Origin of the sequence: Alkalihalobacillus sp. FSL W8-0930 (assembly GCA_037965595.1) — a bacterium.
Taxonomy (GTDB): Bacteria; Bacillota; Bacilli; order Bacillales; family Bacillaceae_D; genus Alkalicoccobacillus.
Genome location: CP150183.1, coordinates 3761284 through 3780063, shown reverse-complemented (window position 1 = coordinate 3780063; position 18780 = coordinate 3761284). Strand labels below are relative to the sequence as shown.

Here is an 18780-nt window from a genome sequence, read left to right as displayed (position 1 = left end):
TTTAGGGACAAAGTATTTAGAAAGGATTAATGGATTGTTAACAATACGTTAAAACGATTCTGATAAACTCAACACATCATTAGAATTTATCTAAAATACTGTAGGAGACCCAAGTGAATATTCAAAAGCTGCACGTCTTTCTCTCTTTAGTTGAAACGAAAAAAATGACTCAAACCGCCAGACTTCTAGGGCTGTCTACTCCAACTGTCTCGTTCCATATTAAATCGTTAGAAGAAGAATACGGAGTGAAGCTCTTTCGAACCAATGCGGGTGGCTATAAACTAACAGATGTAGGTGAAATGTTATACCATTACGCGAAGCAGCTGAACCAAGTGAACCAGGCGATGGAGAAAAGTGTGGAGGATTATAAGCAAGGGGGACACGGCTCCATCATGCTTGGAGCAAGTGGGGTGCCAGCACAAATCTATATGCCTAAGCTGATTCATCAGCTGGCAGAACATTATCCAAAAATTAAGGTATCACTCGACGTACAGACGGCCCCTGAAATAGAAAAAAAGCTCCTATTACAAGAGCTTGATTGTGGTTTAGTTATGGAAACAGGCAAAAAAGAACCTGAACTTCACTATGAACCGATTGCAAGTGACAAGATTGTACTTGCATTCAGCACAAACCACCCATTTTCCACTATGCCAATTGTTGAGAAGGTTGATATGAGGGGCCAGATTCTACTCGTTCATCGACTTTCAAGTTCAACTGGTCATTTCTCGGAAACATGGCTTAGAGAACAGAACCTAGAGATGGAGATGATTCAGCTTGACTCGGTTTCAACGATTAGTCGAATGCTTTCTTACGGGAAGTCGGTTGCGCTGATTTCTAAGAAGTTAATTGAAAAAGAGGACCATTTGGCCTATATTGAGTTTGATAATTCGGAGCTCGAACGGAACATTTATTTTGTGTACCACAAAGAGTTATGGATGGGAGCTCCGTTTAAACATTTTCAGAAGCTGGTAGGAGAATTAAGAGAATTGGATGATTCGCATCTAACAAGTTAGATCACACATTGAACAAATACAACTGCAGAGAGCTTTCCTAGAAAAAGGGCGATAAGTAGCTTTTTATAGGACGGCTTTTTCGGGTCTTTAAGCCGTTCGTTTTCTGGTGGGTGCATGGGAATGCTCCTCCTTTTTAACATCTGATAGCCTATAAATTCACCATTCAAACAACCTTTTTACAGAAGGTGACGTTTTCACAAAAAAGATTGATTCGGTGGCCGTAACATCTATAAAAAGTGGTTGAATACCGTCCGATAGATGAAGTAATACATGTTTGTCTCAAATGGACATGTGTAGATGAAACTTTAGGAATGGGGACCACACCATATGTCAAACAGTAAAAGAAAAGTTGTACCAGCAGGATTAAAGATGTCGTTAAAATCTAAACTCATTCTTTCCTTTTTATTGGTACTCATTATACCTAGCTTCCTAATTGCGAGTATCTCCTTTCTCAGTGCAAGTCAGAACGTGGATAAGCAATTGAAGGGGTCGGCTGAAGAAAGTGTATATATTATTAATCATACAATTAGTAGTTTTATTTTAAGTCAAAAAGAAAATATCGATTACCTAGCCAGTACAAGTAACGTGGGCTCCTTTTTATTGGAGGATACACCAGAGCAACGATTGCTTTTAGATGATTTTCAAGATTCGCGAACGAATGTGGAGCTGACCTTTGTAGGAACAGGGGAGGGGCATTTTATGCAATCTCCTAATGATTCTCCTGTAGGTGCGGATTATGATCCACGTGTACGAGCCTGGTATCAGCAAGCTGAAGGACAAAGTGGTGAGGCCGTCATAACTCCTCCTTATGTATCAGCATCAACAGGTTCCCTTGTCACAACGATTGCGAAAACAACAGATGACGGACTAGGTGTAGCAGGAATTGATATCACACTCGATGCCTTAACCGAGCTATTTTCAAGCCTCTCTATTGGAGAAGAAGGGTACGTTTTCTTGCTAGATGAAGAGAATCGATATCTTGCCCATCCTACAGAAACTGTGGGGGAAGAGGCAAGTGAAGAATATCAAGTTTTTCAAGAGTCGGATTCAGGTCAAGTGGATTCAAATGTTAATGGAGATGCAACAACGCTTACCTTCTTAACAAACCCAGAAACAGGATGGAAGATCGTTGCAGTTTCCTTTGATAAGGAAGTGGGTCAGGCAACACAACCAATCCTAACCACTTCGGGAATCGTCACAGTGGCTTCAATCGTTGTTGGAATGGCGCTTGTATTGCTGTTGGTTCGATCGATTACTGGACCTCTTCGTAAATTGACAAACTCTGCTGAACAGATGAGTGAAGGAGATTTGAGGGTAGCATTTAATACAACCAATAATGATAAAGACGAAATTAATCGTCTGAGTAGGGCATTTGAAACAATGAGACAATCACTAGCAAACATGATTTCACAGGTTCAGGACAAGTCTCAATATGTGGCTGCTTCTGCTGAGGAGCTGTCTGCAAGTGCAGAGGAAAATACAAAAGCGACAGAACAAATTTCAGCAGACGTGCAGGAAATGGCACATAAGGTAGACAGACAAAAAGACTTAATCAAACAAGGAAACGTGGCAACGAAGAAGATGACAGAAAGCGTCTCATCTGTAACAGGCCGCGCGCATGCGGTTCTTCAAAATACGGTGCAGGCCACACAGGCTGTAGAAGATGGACACACAGCCATTTCGAGTAGCATTCAACAGATGCAGCAGGTAAAGCAAACGGTTGAAGAGCTTTCAATTAGTGTCACAGGTCTTGGCAGCAAAGCAACAGAGGTCACAAAAGTCATTGATGAAATTACGGGAATTGCTGAACAAACCAACCTTCTTGCTTTAAATGCAGCCATTGAAGCAGCACGTGCAGGCGAGCAAGGAAAAGGCTTTGCCGTTGTTGCCGAGCAGGTTCGCAAGCTTGCCGAACAATCAGCGGACTCTGCCAAGGTGATCAAATCGACACTTGAGTCAGTGCAAAAAGAAACAAACCAAACCACTTTGAAAATGAATGAAAGTACAGAGCAAGTACAAAAAGGAATTGAAGTGGTGAACCAAGCGGGTACTACCTTTAATGTAGTACAGAAATTTATGGAAGGCGTCTCAGACGACGTCCAAAACGTTCATGAGGAAACCAAGCACCTTGATGCAGGAACCAAGCAATTTATAGAAGCCTTTAAAGAGATTTCTATGATTGCAGAGATGACTGCAGCCAACTCTGAAAACGTGACAGCGTCCACTGAAGAGCAGCTTGCATCGATGCAGGAAATTGCCGCATCTGTTACAAGCCTTTCGCAAGTAGCGGAGGAGCTGCAGGACTTGGCGTTGCGATTTGAGCTAGAAAAACAAGACAAAACTAAGTAAGTAAAATTGAAAACACCCCAAACATTTCTAGATATTGTTTGGGGTGTTTTTGCATCTATATCAGTCTAGTCGCTCTAAATCTTTTACCGGTGGGCCTTCTAACACATCCCCTTTATAAGAGAACCTGCCACCGTGACAGGGGCAGTCCCATGAACGCTCTGCGTCATTCCAATTAAGTGTACAGCCCATGTGAGTACAGGTAGTTGAGACAATGTATGTGTTTCCTTCTTTGTCTTTGTAAGCTCCTGCTTGTTTGCCTTTATATTTAACAACGGCCCCTTCATCAAGTCCTAAGTCGCTTACGCTCTTATCGCTGGATTGTACTTTACCTTTTACAAACTCCTTGGCCACTCCTGTATTCTCTTTAATAAAGCTAGTAATGTCTGTCTTTTTTACTTTTGAACGCATAGGGTCGAATAATACGTGATAAGGATTGTCTTGAACTTCGCCGAGGATTTTGTCCCTTAAAAGGAGAGCAGCAGCCACTCCGTTGGTCATGCCCCATTTTCCAAAGCCTGTTGCCACATAGGTATGAGGTTCGCCAGCCACATTTTGACCGATATATGGAAGCGAGTCAAGGGTAATTAAATCCTGGGATGACCAGCGATAAGGGATTGCTTCAACGCCGAACCATTTTTCAGCAAACTGCTGTAACTCTTCATAGGATTGAAACTGACTTCCCTCATTTTTCCCTGCAGGGTGACCTGCGCCTCCTATTAATAATAAAGGGTCTCCCTCTGGACTAGACGCAGTGCGGAGTGATGTCCCACCTGGTTCAATGTTCAATGACATTCCATCAGGGAGAGGAGACGTTGGCTTAACCGCTAAGCAGTAGGATCGTTCTGCATGAAGACGGGTGAAATAGAGCCCTGTCTTATCATTTATTGGAAAGTGTGTGCTAACAATACAATGTTTGCTTGTGATCGTGTGGCCATCCGATGTGACCGCTTTAGGTTCATCTGTTCCTTTAACTGTCTGAATGCGAGTACCTTCATAGATCTGACCGCCATTTTGAAGAATGGTTGAGATGAGTCCTTTGAAAAAAGTAACTGGATGAAATTGGGCTTGTTCCTTAAGGCGTAGGGCTTTATTCACTTTGAAAGGCAGGCCAACGTCGCCTTCTTCTAAGATTCCATTAATTGCTAAACTCTCATATGCTTTTACTTCTTTTTCGATCACCTTCGCATAGTCGGTGCTTGTAGCGTAGATAAAGGCATCCTTTGTTTCAAGCTCTGCATCTATCTGTTCTTCTTTAATAGTCTCTCTAATAAATGTTAATGCCATTTCATTAGCCTCATAATACAACCGAGCGTGTCGCTTCCCAAATTGTTTAATAAGTTTCTGGTAAATCGCTCCGTGTTGAGAAGAGACCTTAGCAGTTGTGTACCCTGTTGTTCCACTTAGAAGCTGATCGGCCTCAATTAGCGCAACCTTTAACCCTTTCTTCGCTAATAAATAAGCAGAAGTAAGGCCTGTAACACCTCCGCCAATAATCGAAACATCTACGTGAATGTCTCGATCAAGGGCTGGGAATGAATCTTTGTGACGCCCTGCCTGCCAAAGCGAGTGGGGGTACTTTGGGATAGTAACCTGACTCATCATGAATCTCCTCCTAAGTTGACTAGTACTACGCGCTATACCCTTTAGGATGATGAGCCTAAACAAAAATACACACTCGCTCGGGGGAGCGGGTGTGTTTTGTCTTAAAAAGGTTTAATCGTCTTTTACAGCTTTCTTGAATAAAACAAAGGCAAATATAATTGAAGCGACTAGCCATATTCCAATGATTCCAATCGGAGCCCATGAGGACGTTTCATCAATTTCTAAAAGCTGTATCATCGGAAAATACTCAATGATTGTAGAAGCAACCTTATTGTTTATGAAGAAATCAATTGCTAAAAACATCGGTGTAAAACCAAACACTAACATGATTGGTGTAGTATACACGTAAGTTGATGCGAGTGTTTTTGCAAAAAGTCCTACGCCAATGCCAAGAAAAAGAAAGAAAATAAAAGCTAAAATCGTTCCAATGATCATTCTAGTTTCTAATAAGGGTTCAAACCCAATAAGAAGTAATGAAATGCCAAGAACGATGATCGTTACCACACTCGTCAATAGACATTTTCCAATAATAATATCAATAAATGAAGCAGGAGATTGAATTAACCCTCTTAGTGTATTTTTTTCTTTTTCTTCAGCCATCATTGTTATCATAGAACCGGCTGTCACAGCTGAAAATGTTATGCCAACGACGATAAATACTGCAAAGGTCATCTCACCACCAAAATCAATTTGACTGTAGAGGAGAGCCATGAAGATAGGAATAGCAGCTGTAACAAGTAATGATGAATTTTTCAAGAAATCCTTATAATCCTTTTCAAAAATGGCAGCTATGCGTTGAGTATTCATTAGACAAGCTCCTTTCCTGTAACTTTTAAGAAGATTTGGCCAAGCGTTGGGTGGTCTGAATGCATGGACTTAACTTGATTGGTTGCGATCAGCTGTTGAATCTGGTTTGCATTTTCTGGTTTGTTTTTAATCACCATTTGTTCGCCATCATGCGTTTCCACATGGAATGCTCCTGTAGAGTACTTATATCTAAGTGCAGATGGACTATCCACTTCCTGGAGCTCACCTTCATGAAGGAATGCAACGCGGTCACATAGCTCAGTTGCTTCTTCCATATTATGGGTTGTTAAGAATATTGTTGTTCCGGCTTCGTTTAGTCGTTGCAATCCACGATGAATGTGTGTCATGTTTCCGGGATCTAGTGCAGATGTTGGTTCATCTAGAAAAACAAGCTCTGGTTTATGAATCAATGCTTTAGCCAGTAGAACACGTTGCTTCATTCCTTTTGATAATTTAGAAACGATGCGAGAACCGTCATCCTGTAAGTTAACTTCTTTTAAAAGAACATCAATCTGTGAAACAGGAACTCCATACAATTTACAAAAAAGCTTTAAATTGTCATAAACAGTCAGTCGTTCATATAAAGAACTATTATCAGATAAGATACCAATCTTTGATCTAAATGAAGCAGATCCAAATTTAGATGATGTCATTCCGAGTACGTTTACCTCACCAGATGTTGGTGATAACTCACCTGTGAGTATTTTATTAGTTGTTGTTTTCCCAGATCCACTTGGTCCTAGTAAGCCAAAGATTTCTCCTTTTTTAACATGTAGCGTTACATTTTTAATGGCTGTATGTGAGCCAAATGTTTTCTTTAATCCGTTCACTTCGATTACGTTTTCCATTTTGTTGCCCTCCCTTGTTTATCTGCTTCTATCATAGACCGCACAAGGGATTGTCGCATTCGATTCAGTACGAAATGTACTTAAAAGATGCCGAATGGTACCTAGATTTCGTTTGAATGGTGTCCATTTCTCTATACATGTTTCGCTTCATTCGATGAACGGTACCTACCGTAAGCTAAATCTTTCCTGAATCTCTTGGATCTTTGTCCGAGATAACGGAATCGTCGATTGAACGCTGTTATCAATTCGAAGTGAATACGCATTTTTTGACCAAGTGATGATTTCACGTACTTTTTGCAGGTTCACAATATAAGATCTGTGGCACCGATAAAATCCGTACACATTTAACTTCTTCTCAATCTCTGAAAGAGTGAGATCCATCAAGTAAGATTGATCATTAATCACAATCTTACCTTTCCCGTCCTGACTTTCTATGTAATCAATCTCTAATGGATCAAATAGAATGATCTTGTCATCAACCTTCGCAGGGATTTTGAATAGATGATCAAATGAGGTTTTAGGTGCGTTTTCTGTTTCTAACTCATTTGGTTCTTCATCAATTTCAATTTTGTTTAAGCCACTTTGTTGTAGTTTATAAGGGATATCCCCTAAAAGGAGAGCATGCTCCATATTCGAAACAAAAATTAATGTTGGAATGGTGTCTTGTTTTATTCGTTCAAGCATAGCGATAAACGTTTGTGTTGTCTGAACGTCTACTCCGTGAATGGGTTCGATAAAGACCATAGCGCTAGGAGCACTTAGTAGATATTTTATATAATGAACCCGGCGTACCTCAGAAACCGAGCATTTATGTAACGGCTTTTTTGCTATGGAGGCTAATTCAAATTGAACAAGAAGTTCGTGAAGCGTTAATTTACATCCGAACCATTTATGATAAAAGGAAACATTCTCTTGAACGGTTAAACGAGTATATAAGCCATCCTTCTGATCAAAGATGGGTGTAGTTAGTTGAGTTTGTAATGTTTTAATAATCTCTGTTTGCATATCCGTATTACAATAGACTGTTGTCACTTCTTTATCACTAGTAGTTAGAGAAAATGCAGGAATGGATTCAGATGAAATCATGTCTTGATCAATGCTGAAAGTAGTCATGACGTAACCCCTTTGTACAATCATTCTTGTAGTCTTTTGTTAAGCGTACAATATTGGAGAGTAATGTCAATTTAATAATTTGTATTATTTCCTCGAAAATAATTGTCTCTTGGTTCTATCTGTTATAATATAAGTATAACAGTTAAAATGGGGAGGCTTTGAGTTGAACGTTTCGTTAGATTTTGAATCGAAGGATGCCATCTACACACAAATCATTCAGCAAATTGTGATTGGTATTGCAAAGAAAGAGCTGCAGCCAAACGATCCATTACCGTCTGTTCGTGCGATGGCCTCTGATATTGGGATTAACTTACATACAGTGAATAAGGCCTATCAGCATTTAAAACAAGAAGGCTACATACTTATTCATCGACAAAAAGGTGTGGTTGTTCATCCTGAGGGAGTAAAAAAGGCCGATATTGATTATAAAGAAACCTTAAAGCAAACGCTCAAGCCAATTATGGCTGAGGCATTGTGCAAAGAGTTACAGGGAAACGAGCTAATTGATCTTTATAAAGAGGTACTTACTGAACTTAGACCAATAGAAGAAGGATAACTATAAGTGCACGTGCTACCGTGTTATGATGAAAGTTCTAACCAATGTAAAGATTCTATTTTCTTACAGTGTAAAGAGTTAAAATTCATTCAAATGAACGATAGCCAATCTGCTGTCATATTGTATACTAGGTATTAGTTTATTTTAAACGATGGGGTGCAAGTATAATGAACCTTGAAACGATTTATCAAGAATTAACAACAACTATAAAATCAGAAAATGTATGTCTCGCAGAACCTCTTAGAACGCATGTGTACACAAGAATGGGTGGGAAAGCCGATCTATTTGTGACACCTGAGAGTATAGACGAATTAAAAGCAGCGTTAGATCTTTGTAAGACCTACGACTTGCCACTCACAATCCTTGGTAGCGGCTCGAACGTCATTATCAAAGATGGTGGCATTCGTGGGATGACGATTGGCATGGGCAAATTAACAAATCTCTTTATAGAAGGAGACAAAATGATTGCCCAAGCCGGCGGAACGATTATTGGGGCCTCCAGAAAAGCATTGGATCACAACTTGTCCGGTCTTGAATTTGCATGTGGGATCCCTGGCAGTGTGGGTGGCGCCTTATATATGAATGCAGGGGCATACGGTGGAGAAATCTCTGAGGTATTAGAACGAGCAACGGTTATGACTCAGGAAGGCGAGATTCTAACGATTGAAAAGGAAGACCTAAACCTTGGCTATCGACAGAGTACGTTCCAAAGCCACGATTACATCATTCTTGAAGGTGAGTTTAAACTGACAGTAGGGGATCCAGTCGTCATCAAGGCAAAAATGGATGCGTTGACCGAAGCAAGAGAATCGAAACAGCCACTCGAGTACCCTTCATGTGGTAGTGTCTTTAAGCGTCCGCCTGGTCATTTTGCAGGAAAGCTTATTCAAGACAGTAACCTACAGGGAACAAGGATTGGTGGAGCCGAGGTTTCCAAAAAACATGCAGGCTTTATTGTAAATATTAATGGAGCTACTTCAAAAGATTACCTAGACTTAATTAAACTCGTCCAACAAACAGTAAAAACCAATTTCCATGTTGAATTAGATACCGAAGTCATCGTGCTTGGTGAAGATCTTGAATAAAGAAGGAGAAGTGTAGAATATACTCTACGCTTCTTTTTTATAGTAAAATAAGGGAGATACATACAATCATTCATTTAAATGGGGGCCAATTGATGAAAAAGGTAGAAAAGATGGATCAGTACTTAGAGAAAATGGAACCACCTATTCAAACGACCGATATTCATAAAGTGGTACAAGCTGCATATCAAATGGAGTTAAGTGATAAAATCGTACAGGATCAGACCTTCACTGAATTTTTAAAAGAACGCCATTCGGGTCAGGACATTCGTCTGTTTATCAATCAGAATTACGGGATTAACCTTGATGGGATCTCTGCTCTAGAAGGAACACACATTTCCCTCTATTCCAAAAATCAGTGGATTGTTCAAGATGAACAAGATCTTTTTGTGGTCTGGACGGGGATTGGTGATGTTGACGTAAAAATCTATCCAACCGATCTATATAAAAATAAGACAAACACCTCATCACTACCTAGCGAATTGGAAAATTCATTACGAACATTAGGATATTGGCCCGAAGAAAACGGGAGCTATTATTACTACGAAAATCCAACCGGACAATCTGTGCCAGATTCCTTTAAAAGACAAACGATGGGAGCGATATCGCAGGTTGTGCGGGGGATGAACCTGAGTTAGTAAGAAGAACAAGTGAGCTAGTAAGGAGGAAGCAGATTTTAGCAAGAATCGCTTCCTCTTATCAAGAAAAATGCGATCTTTAGTAAGCTCACAGGGGGGGCCAACTAAGAAACGACCCTCAATGCCAAGAAGAATTGATGTTTTACCAAGATGGGAGTGTCGATACCAAGCCCGGTAGCTCTGTTAACAAGAAAACGCGTCTAAGTACCAAGAAGGTTAGGTGCATTAGCAAGAACCAGGCTCAAAATGGAGGGTGGAGGAACGTCACGACTAAGCAGGGGGCATGTAGCAAGGAAGTTCACCGCTTTATCAAGAACACGTACTCAATACTAAGAAGAGACTTAGCCCAACCAAGAGCCAGAGCCTCTTACCAAGAAAATCACCAAATCTATTAAGCCCACTGAGGTTAGTCTAAAAAGTGGACACGTTAATTTGATTCTCTGTACACTAAATCTAATCTGACAAAGGACGTGTTCCTATGACGAAAAAGTATTCTCTTGATTATCGTGAGTATGTGGCGAAGTTAATCATCGAAGAAGGCAAAAAGGCGAGCGACATGGCGTATGAATTGGAAGTTCATGTTTCCTCCATCCACCGCTGGGTTCAAGATTATAAGAAGAAACAAGAAAAGCCAAATTCAGGCGATTATTTGACTCCATCCGAAGTGGAGAAGTTAAAGAAGCATCATGAAAAGGAAATGCTCTCTCTTCGAGAGGAGAACGAGATCTTAAAAAAGGCCATGCACATCTTCACGCAAAAGCCCAAATAAAATTTCATTTTATGGATGCTCATCAAGATGAACATTCCATTGTGAAGATGTGTTCAGTCCTTCAAGTCTCGACCAGTGGATTCTACAAGTGGAAAGCCAAACTACGCGGTGGGAAAACAGAGAGTGAAAAACGGAAAGCGGACGTAAAAAAGAAGATTAGTCAATCGTTCCACGAGAGCTTGGCTACGTACGGAAGTCCTCGCGTCCATCAGGATCTAATCGAATGGGGCTATGTGATCTCGCAAAAAACGGTGGCGCGATATATGCAAGAAATGAAGGTTAGCGCAAAGCCTAAAGCGAGATATGTCGTCACAACGGATTCCACGCACACTCTACATGTGTATCCCAATTTACTGAAGAGAGTGTTTCAAGCTGCGTACCCAAATGCCATATGGGTGACAGATATTACGTATGTTCGGACATTAGAGGGCTGGTTATACGTCGCATCCATTATGGACCTGTTTTCTCGAAAAATTGTGGGCCTAAATATGAGTAATTCGATGGAAAAAGACCTTGTGTTACACGCTCTTGAGCGTGCGATAGCGACTAGACGCCCCCCGAAGGGGCTTATTCACCACTCTGATCGAGGAGCTCAATATTGTTCAAACGAGTATATCGAGGCACTTACTCAAGTGAAAGCCACTATAAGTATGAGCCGAAAAGGCGATCCCTATGACAATGCGTGTATTGAATCGTTTCACGCGACCATTAAAAGAGAACTCATCTATCGTTTTCGATTTCAAACAAGAAACGAGGCGATGAAATCCATTCATCACTACATTTACAGTCGGTACAATGAAACGAGAAGGCATTCGACTTTGAACTACCAATCCCCAAACCAATTTGAGAGAACCTACGCACAAAGGACCAATCATGACTCGCAAAAAACAATTAGTTAGACAAAAGAACGTTTCTCCAGACTTTTAGATAAGATTTCATTTATCTCCGTAAGAGGCAGTAAGATAGGCTTCGAGAGGAATCACTCTTACTTTTTAGTGTCCACTTTCTTGACAGAAGACCACCACAGAGAGCTGAAGCAAGAAACGACCCCCAATATCAAGAAGAACCAATACTCTACTAAGTAGCTAGACACTAAAACTAAGCTCGACCTCATAAAACTAAGAACATGTAGCTCTTTACCAAGCTCTTCGGCTAGAAAATCAAGAACTTCTGCTCACCTGAACCGAAAATCTCCCCACAAACAGAAAAAGACTACCGAAACACTCGGCAGTCACTCTTCTCTTATTTCCTACTTCCCAAATGAAGACAAAAACTTCACTCGATCTCCCATTGGAGGGGTGTTTTGATCAATAAGTGCAACTTCTAGTACAGCAGGACCATTTCCGTTCATTAAATGATCAATTGTTGCTTGGTTGAGATCATCCATTGAGTTCACGCGGAAGCTTGGAACACCCATTCCGGCGGCCATTGCGCTAATATCAATTTGCTGTTGTTCAAATGAAGGATGTGTTCGCTTGAACTGCAATGCATGTCCATGATAAACCATGCCTAGTCGGGCATTGTTCATGACAACAAAGAGAATAGGGAGGTTATATTCTTTTGCCGTTAAGATTTCCATACCATGCATAAAGAAGCAGCCATCTCCTGTTACACAAACGACTGGACGATCGGGTTCTGCTAGCTTAGAACCGATTGCCGAACCAATACCAGTACCCATCGCGCCAAAGTGAACGTTTATACCAAAAGTATCAGACTCTTTCACGCTCATATGGTTGATAACATAGGCCATAAATTCCCCGATATCAATCGTGTATCGAGTTGATGGTGGAAGAAGGTTTTGTAGGTTCAGCATGACGTTTTTTGTATTGTAGTCTTCAAGGTTTGTCTCATCCTCGACTAGCTTATGCTCATAGCTTGTTTGTGTCAGTCCTCTGTTACGCAATTCTTCTATTAAAAATACGAGACTTAGATTAATATCTCCGTGTACTGGCAAATCAGTTGTGTACTTACGGTTAAAAACGGTTTCGTCAAAGTCTAATTGAATCGTAAAACGATTTTCAGTCAGCTTCACATTATAGTTATTGGTTGCTGTTTCACCGAGGCTTGATCCAACAATCAATAATACGTTTGCATCTCCCTCAGCAATAAGGTTAGAGGCTGCTTCGTGACCTGCAAACCCGTACACTCCAACTAAAAGTGGATGGGTATCAGGTATGTACCCTTTAGCCTGTGGTGTCGTGATGATCGGCCAATCTAGTAACTCTGCAAGTTCGACTAATTGTTCAACGGCTCCTCTGACACCTTGGCCGACAAACACGATTCCTTTTTCACGCGATACGAGCTCGTCCGCTACGTGCTTGATCGTCTGCAGGTCAGGAACAAGTTGTTCTCTTGATGGAAGGACAGGAACGGTTAGAGTGTCTACGCTTCCATGCTGAACATCAATTGGAAGCGCCACGTGCACAGGGCCAGGAACTCCAGAGATAGCGATTTCACAAGCTTTTGCAATTTCACTTAGAACATTTCCTGATTCGTTGACCGTGACACTATACTTTGTTACGGGACGGAAGATCGGCTCTGCATCTAATTCTTGAGATGCATTTAAGCCGACCGTACTAACTGGCACAGCACCAGTAATAAATAAGACAGGCAAGTGTTCTCGCATGGCATTTGCGGCTCCAGTTACTAAATTCGTGCCGCCTGGACCACTACAACCAATTGCCACACTCAAATGACCAGAATACTTAGCGTATGCTGCGGCCATATAGGTAGCGGCACCTTCGTGTTTTGTGACTACAGGTGTTAATTCCTTCATGTCGTATAGTTCATCAAAAAACGCGTTAACTGAACCGGCTGGAATACCAAAGATGTGTGTTACACCATTCTCTTTTAAATACTCTAAGACCATGCGTGCTGCTTTCATTATGACAATCTCCTTGTCTCCTTTGGATTATATAACCAGATACTACTGGAAATATTTTATCATAATGTCGGACGATTGTACTGGTTTACTGAAAAAATATCCCTGCATTCGTTCGCAATTTAGTGAAAGCAAAAAGTCAGCCTGTTCCTTTGTTTCGACACCTTCAGCAATGACTTCTAAATTGAGGTTATGAGCAAGTGTGATGATTGTTTTTGTAATCGCTGCGTCATCTTTAAGCATGTCTTTAACGAATGACCGGTCAATCTTCAGAGTAGAGATAGGTAAATTCTTTAGATAACCCAAGGAGGAATACCCTGTTCCAAAATCATCAATCTCAAGCTTTATGCCTAGCTCATTTAATTGTTTCATTGTGAGTACAATGGATTCTGTGTTCTTTACAATCACATTTTCTGTTAGTTCTAGATGAAGGTATTCAGATGAAATCCCTGTTTCCTGAAGAACCGTTTGGACGGTCTCTACTAATTCATCGTGTTCAAATTGTTGAACAGATAAGTTCACAGCCATCGTAATGAGTGGAGAACCAGCATCATGCCATTCCCTTAACTGCTTACAAGCTTGTCTTAGGACCCATTCACCAATTGGAACGATTAAGCCTGTTTCTTCTGCAATAGGAATAAATGTATCAGGAGGAATCATTCCTTTTATGGGATGGTTCCATCGTAATAAGGCTTCCACACCTTTAATTGTATTCGTTGGGTAATCAATTTGTGGTTGATAATATACAGAGAGTTCATTTTGCTCTAACGCTTTATAGAGATCGTTTTCAAACATAATTCGATCGATGGTTCGATTATCTCGTCGTTCGCTAAAGAAATGATAGCTATTACCTGGTACCGCCTTTGACTTATACATAGCGGTGTCCGCGTGTTTAATGAGAACTTCCCCTTCAAGACCATTATCCGGGAATATGCTGACACCAATGCTTGTCTTTACGAAAAGCTCTGTATCTCCAATTTGAAAAGGCGTACTAAAAGCCTCCTGAATACAATGTATTTCATCCAGAATGTCTTTCTCGTTTTTTATAGTAGGTAGGAAAATAATAAACTCATCTCCGCCTTGCCTTGAAACGGTGGCATCTCTCGGTACGCACTCCGACAATCGTGTGGCTACGTCTTTTAATAGTTGATCCCCGTAGCTGTGTCCGAATGTGTCATTCACAAGCTTAAATCGATCCAAATCTAAGGAAAGAATGGCCGCTTTTTCATCGTTTATCTTTGCGTACTTTAAGCCTTGAGATAGGCGATCGGATAGTAAGGATCGATTTGGCAAGTTAGTAAGGCTATCAAAATACGCATGAAAGCGTACCTCTGACGTGCGCTCTTCAATAATCATTTCCTGCTTTTCCATATAGATCAAGTTGGCCAAGGTAGAAGCGGTTGCATCAACAATGGATTGAGCGAGTTCAATCTCTGCCTCAGTGTAGTGAATCGGATCCTTTTTTAAATTGACGATGGAAATCTGTCCTAAAATCCGACCCATAGAGATCAATGGAAACATCGCTAAACCATTGATTCCAAAGTTATGGCATAGTTCATGATTAGGTCTATGATCAGCATAGACATCAGGGATAATAATAGGCTTTTTTGTTTCGAAAACTTCCTTCATCACGAGATCATTACTCTGGTCAAAACCTATGTTTTCATGTGTTTTCTTCCAATTCTCCTCAGTCCATTCACTCTCTTTGCTTAGCTTCGCTGGTTTCACCTTTTGTTCAGCAATCGGATCTAGTAAATGAACGCCAATATTAGGATTTGCCATTACTTTTGTTAAATAGGAGAAGCATAAATCAATACTTTCCTGCAGGGAGGAACACATTGATAATTCACGTGTCACATCAAGAAGCGTTTGCTTATCCGTTATTAATTGCTCCTTGTGAGCTAATGTGTTTGCATTTAAAATGGCCACCCCTGCCATGCTGACATAAGCCTCAACGGTTTGAATCTCCTTTTCCGTTAAATTCATAGGAATCCCATAATCAAATAAAAAGACAAGTCCAAACAGCTCATCTTCAAATGAAATCGGAAGGACTAATAAGGATTTAATGGAGAACCCCTTTACGGCTCTAGGATCAGGGCGATGATCCTTTGATGTGTCAGGAATATAGATCGTTTTTCTTGTTTCAATGACTTCCTTCGCGAGTAAATCATAGTCTGTATCAATGACATGCATGTCCAAAGTCCAGCCATTAAGTGTGTCAGGCTTACCAACGTAGCCTCTGAATGTACCATCTCTTTGAGGCAGATAAATGCCAACAGAATCACAACGAACAATTTCTTCGGATATAGCCTGTGTAACCTGTTCAAGCATGTCTCGTAATTCAAGCTTTGAATTAATCAACTTTGTAATATTAGCAAGTCGAGAATACCTTGTCTGTTCCTCGTTCATTCAAAGGCCTCCATTTTTCATAGATTCAGAACTTAGGGTTGGTTATTCATTATAATTGTTTTTTTATAGTCTTTATTTCATATTACCTTAATCCTAGGAATTATAGTGAAAATTTGTTGAAAATAGTCGAATGTTTATAAAAAAATGCATAGCCACTAGACTATGCAATATAAGAACAAAATGTCAGACACTCGTGAATCCTCCATCAATCACCAAATCCGACCCTGTTGTAAACGAACTTGCATCGCTTGCTAGATAAACGGCAATGGCTTGCAGTTCCTCAGGTTTTCCGATTCGGCCGAGTGGTGATACGCTTTCCCATTCGTTGATGAGTGGTTTTAAGTCGGGAGAGTTCAGTGTAAGTTCTGTTCCAATATAACCAGGACTTATTGTGTTTACGCGTACACCTTTTTTTGCCCACTCCACCGCAAGTGACTTACTTAATTGGATAACTCCAGCCTTGGAAGCGTTATATGAAGCTTGTGGCTGAGGCACATTCACAATATGGGCAGACATAGAAGCTGTATTAATGATGGTCCCTTTCCCTTGTTCAAGCATGACTTTTCCAACAGCCTGGGAGGTTAAGAAGACACCTGAGAGATTAATATCTATGACTTTTTTCCATTGTGTGAAGGTCATCTCTTCTGCAGGAGTATTGATACAAATGCCGGCGTTGTTAAAAGCAATATCGATTCGACCGTATTCATTCACGATCTCCGAAACCATTCGTTCAACATCTTCAGGGCTCGTTACATCCGTTTCAATCGCTATGGGTTGAGTACTCGTTGCTTGTTTGATTGAAGCGACTGTTCTTTTGGCTTCCTCCAGATCAAGGTCTACAATCGCAACGTCTGCTCCAGCCTCCGCAAGGGCAGTGGCAATGCTTTTCCCAATACCTCTTGCTCCTCCAGTTACATACGCTTTCTGACCTGTTAACTTAAATTTCTCAATGATACTCACCCGATTCACTCCTCTTTTCGTAAGAATGACGTTCTAGTTCTCTATAACCTTTTCTAGAAAAAGTAAGCAATCTATAATGAAAAGAAAATAAAGGAACTGCATACAATTTAAAGTTTAGCTTCTAGTAACTTGGTGAATAGGAGGGTAGAGAGATCAAAAGGGGAGGAATGCTAGATGAAAAAGGCGATTGTACTTACAGTAACAGGCGCTGTCTTTTTGGCGGCGTGCGGTAGTGAGGATGAAAGTCAAACGGCAACAGCAAACGAAACAGCGGAAACAGGTACAGAAGAGACGATGAATGAAGAAAAGGAGTCGGATGAAGATGCGGAGGATACACCTTCGGCAGAAGAGATCGTAGAAGAAGCGATTGCTTTCTATGATGGATTAACTAGTCTTTACATGGTATCAGAAGGAGAGGTTAGTGTAGATTTTGATGCGGATCAGGAAAATGTGCCTGAAGGTGATGTTTCAACGTCAATCACTGAAACACATTGGAATTTCATTCAAGATGGAGAGTTATATACGCGAATGGACCTGGAATTCTCAACAGAGGGTGAAGAGGACGGCGAAGCCTTTTCTGATGAGATGCCACCCTCATATCAATTCAGTGACCTAGATGATCCTGTTTTCACGATCACATACGATGAAGGCGACGAGGAAGCTATTCGCTATGAACAAGGCGTTGATCCCACGCAGGATGATTTATCAGACTGGGCGAGTTTATACGAGAATCTACTAGAGAATGCGGAGCTGACTTATGTAGGCGAGGAAGAGATTAATGGTTTCTCCACCTATCATATCGAGGCAGATCGTGACGGACAGGTAACCGAATATTGGTTTGATCAAGAAACATTCTATGAAATTAAAATGGAAAGTGAGACTGCGGTAGAGGACGCGGAGCATGCTGCCGGAGATACGAGTAGCTCGGGCGCAGTCATTGAATATGAAGTGAATCCTGATTTTGATGAATCTCTTTTTCAAGCGCCAGATGATGTAGAAGTCGTTGATGGAGAGCTTGAAGACACATTCGGCTCAAATATGAATAACTAAAGGTGGTCTCAGTAGATGACAACGTATTCCGTAGATGAATTTTTAAGCAAAACCAAACAGCAGAAAACCTCCACGGATTCATTTGCTCTACAGTCTGAACGAATTTTAGAAATAGATCTAAGTGGTGAGATCTGGTCGAAAATGGGATCCATGATTAGTTATCAAGGCGAAATTAAATTTGAACGTGAAAGAATTCTCGAACACGGTTTAGGACGGGCATTCAAAAAGTCCTTCACTACTGAAGGGCAGGAGCTCATGAAGGCTACAGGTGAAGGCAGGTTGTTCCTCGCCGATCAGGGTAAGAGGATTACTATACTTGAGCTTGGTAACCAACAAATTACGGTAAACGGAAATGACTTGCTTGCATTTGAACCAACCGTTGAATGGGATATTGAGATGATGCGGAAGATGGCTGGGTTAATGTCGGGTGGATTGTTTAATGTGACATTAAATGGGCACGGCAAGGTGGCGATCACCACTTATTTTGAACCACTTACACTAGAAGTGACACCGGAGCTTCCAGTGTACACGGATCCAACCGCAACAGTTGCCTGGTCAGGAGATTTAAAACCAGAATTTCACACGGACATTAGTTATCGAACATTCCTTGGAAAGGGAAGCGGTGAATCGATTCAGATGAAGTTTACTGGAAGTGGATTTGTCATTGTTCAGCCGGGGTTTGAAGTGGAATAAAAAACCAGGA

Annotated in this window: 16 protein-coding genes; 9 read left to right on the top strand and 7 right to left on the bottom strand. The window is 40.9% G+C overall.

The genetic code is table 11. The features are described 5' to 3' along the window. Positions 1 to 113: 113 nt before the first annotated feature. The gene (locus NSQ54_19435) at positions 114 to 1013 is read left to right on the top strand and encodes a LysR family transcriptional regulator (GenBank protein ID WYP26470.1); all 900 of its coding nucleotides are present in this window, start codon (positions 114 to 116) and stop codon (positions 1011 to 1013) included. A gap of 327 nt (positions 1014 to 1340) precedes the next feature. After that, the gene (locus NSQ54_19430; protein ID WYP26469.1) at positions 1341 to 3362 is read left to right on the top strand and encodes a methyl-accepting chemotaxis protein; all 2022 of its coding nucleotides are present in this window, start codon (positions 1341 to 1343) and stop codon (positions 3360 to 3362) included. A 60-nt stretch (positions 3363 to 3422) separates the two neighbouring features. On the opposite strand, the gene NSQ54_19425 is transcribed toward NSQ54_19430, so the two are convergent. The 4 genes from NSQ54_19425 to NSQ54_19410 form a co-directional block, all read right to left on the bottom strand. Beyond that, positions 3423 to 4961, bottom strand: a complete 1539-nt coding sequence (locus NSQ54_19425) for an FAD-dependent oxidoreductase (protein WYP26468.1) — start codon at positions 4959 to 4961, stop codon at positions 3423 to 3425. Between the two features lie 114 nt (positions 4962 to 5075). Then, positions 5076 to 5771, bottom strand: coding sequence for an ABC transporter permease (locus NSQ54_19420; GenBank protein ID WYP26467.1), 696 nt, complete (start codon positions 5769 to 5771; stop codon positions 5076 to 5078). Beyond that, entirely contained in the window at positions 5771 to 6619 is an 849-nt protein-coding gene (locus NSQ54_19415) for an ABC transporter ATP-binding protein (GenBank protein WYP26466.1), read from the bottom strand. Before NSQ54_19415 ends, NSQ54_19420 begins: the two co-directional genes overlap by 1 nt. A 165-nt stretch (positions 6620 to 6784) precedes the next feature. Next, positions 6785 to 7732, bottom strand: coding sequence for a LytTR family transcriptional regulator DNA-binding domain-containing protein (locus NSQ54_19410; GenBank protein WYP26465.1), 948 nt, complete (start codon positions 7730 to 7732; stop codon positions 6785 to 6787). Positions 7733 to 7895: 163 nt separating this feature from the next. Here NSQ54_19410 and NSQ54_19405 point away from each other — a divergent pair, with 163 nt between their 5' ends. The 5 genes from NSQ54_19405 to NSQ54_19385 all read left to right on the top strand — a co-directional run bounded on the left by NSQ54_19405 (position 7896) and on the right by NSQ54_19385 (position 11676). Next, positions 7896 to 8288: a GntR family transcriptional regulator gene (locus NSQ54_19405; protein WYP26464.1), complete on the top strand. Its 393-nt coding sequence runs from the start codon at positions 7896 to 7898 to the stop codon at positions 8286 to 8288. Between the two features lie 167 nt (positions 8289 to 8455). After that, positions 8456 to 9373 (top strand): UDP-N-acetylmuramate dehydrogenase, encoded by a 918-nt coding sequence (gene murB, locus NSQ54_19400; protein WYP26463.1) that lies wholly within the window; start codon positions 8456 to 8458, stop codon positions 9371 to 9373. 92 nt (positions 9374 to 9465) lie between these two features. Next, positions 9466 to 10008 (top strand): hypothetical protein, encoded by a 543-nt coding sequence (locus NSQ54_19395; GenBank protein ID WYP26462.1) that lies wholly within the window; start codon positions 9466 to 9468, stop codon positions 10006 to 10008. A gap of 478 nt (positions 10009 to 10486) precedes the next feature. Beyond that, a complete protein-coding gene (locus tag NSQ54_19390; GenBank protein ID WYP26461.1) occupies positions 10487 to 10777 on the top strand; it encodes a transposase in 291 nt (96 codons plus the stop codon). An 11-nt stretch (positions 10778 to 10788) separates the two neighbouring features. Next, complete coding sequence (locus tag NSQ54_19385; protein ID WYP26460.1) at positions 10789 to 11676, top strand: IS3 family transposase; 888 nt, start codon at positions 10789 to 10791, stop codon at positions 11674 to 11676. A 350-nt stretch (positions 11677 to 12026) separates the two neighbouring features. Here NSQ54_19385 and NSQ54_19380 read toward each other — a convergent pair whose 3' ends face one another. The 3 genes from NSQ54_19380 to NSQ54_19370 all read right to left on the bottom strand — a co-directional run bounded on the left by NSQ54_19380 (position 12027) and on the right by NSQ54_19370 (position 17027). After that, positions 12027 to 13661 carry a thiamine pyrophosphate-binding protein gene (locus NSQ54_19380; GenBank protein ID WYP26459.1) on the bottom strand — a complete coding sequence of 545 codons (1635 nt, stop codon included), beginning with the start codon at positions 13659 to 13661 and terminating at the stop codon, positions 12027 to 12029. A 42-nt stretch (positions 13662 to 13703) separates the two neighbouring features. Further along, entirely contained in the window at positions 13704 to 16067 is a 2364-nt protein-coding gene (locus tag NSQ54_19375; GenBank protein ID WYP26458.1) for an EAL domain-containing protein, read from the bottom strand. Between the two features lie 183 nt (positions 16068 to 16250). Further along, positions 16251 to 17027 (bottom strand): SDR family oxidoreductase, encoded by a 777-nt coding sequence (locus tag NSQ54_19370; GenBank protein WYP26457.1) that lies wholly within the window; start codon positions 17025 to 17027, stop codon positions 16251 to 16253. 174 nt (positions 17028 to 17201) lie between these two features. On the opposite strand from NSQ54_19370, the gene NSQ54_19365 reads away from it, so the two are divergent. Both NSQ54_19365 and NSQ54_19360 read left to right on the top strand, forming a co-directional pair. Further along, positions 17202 to 18077, top strand: coding sequence for a hypothetical protein (locus tag NSQ54_19365; protein ID WYP26456.1), 876 nt, complete (start codon positions 17202 to 17204; stop codon positions 18075 to 18077). Between the two features lie 15 nt (positions 18078 to 18092). Further along, entirely contained in the window at positions 18093 to 18770 is a 678-nt protein-coding gene (locus NSQ54_19360; protein WYP26455.1) for an AIM24 family protein, read from the top strand. Positions 18771 to 18780 lie beyond the last annotated feature (10 nt).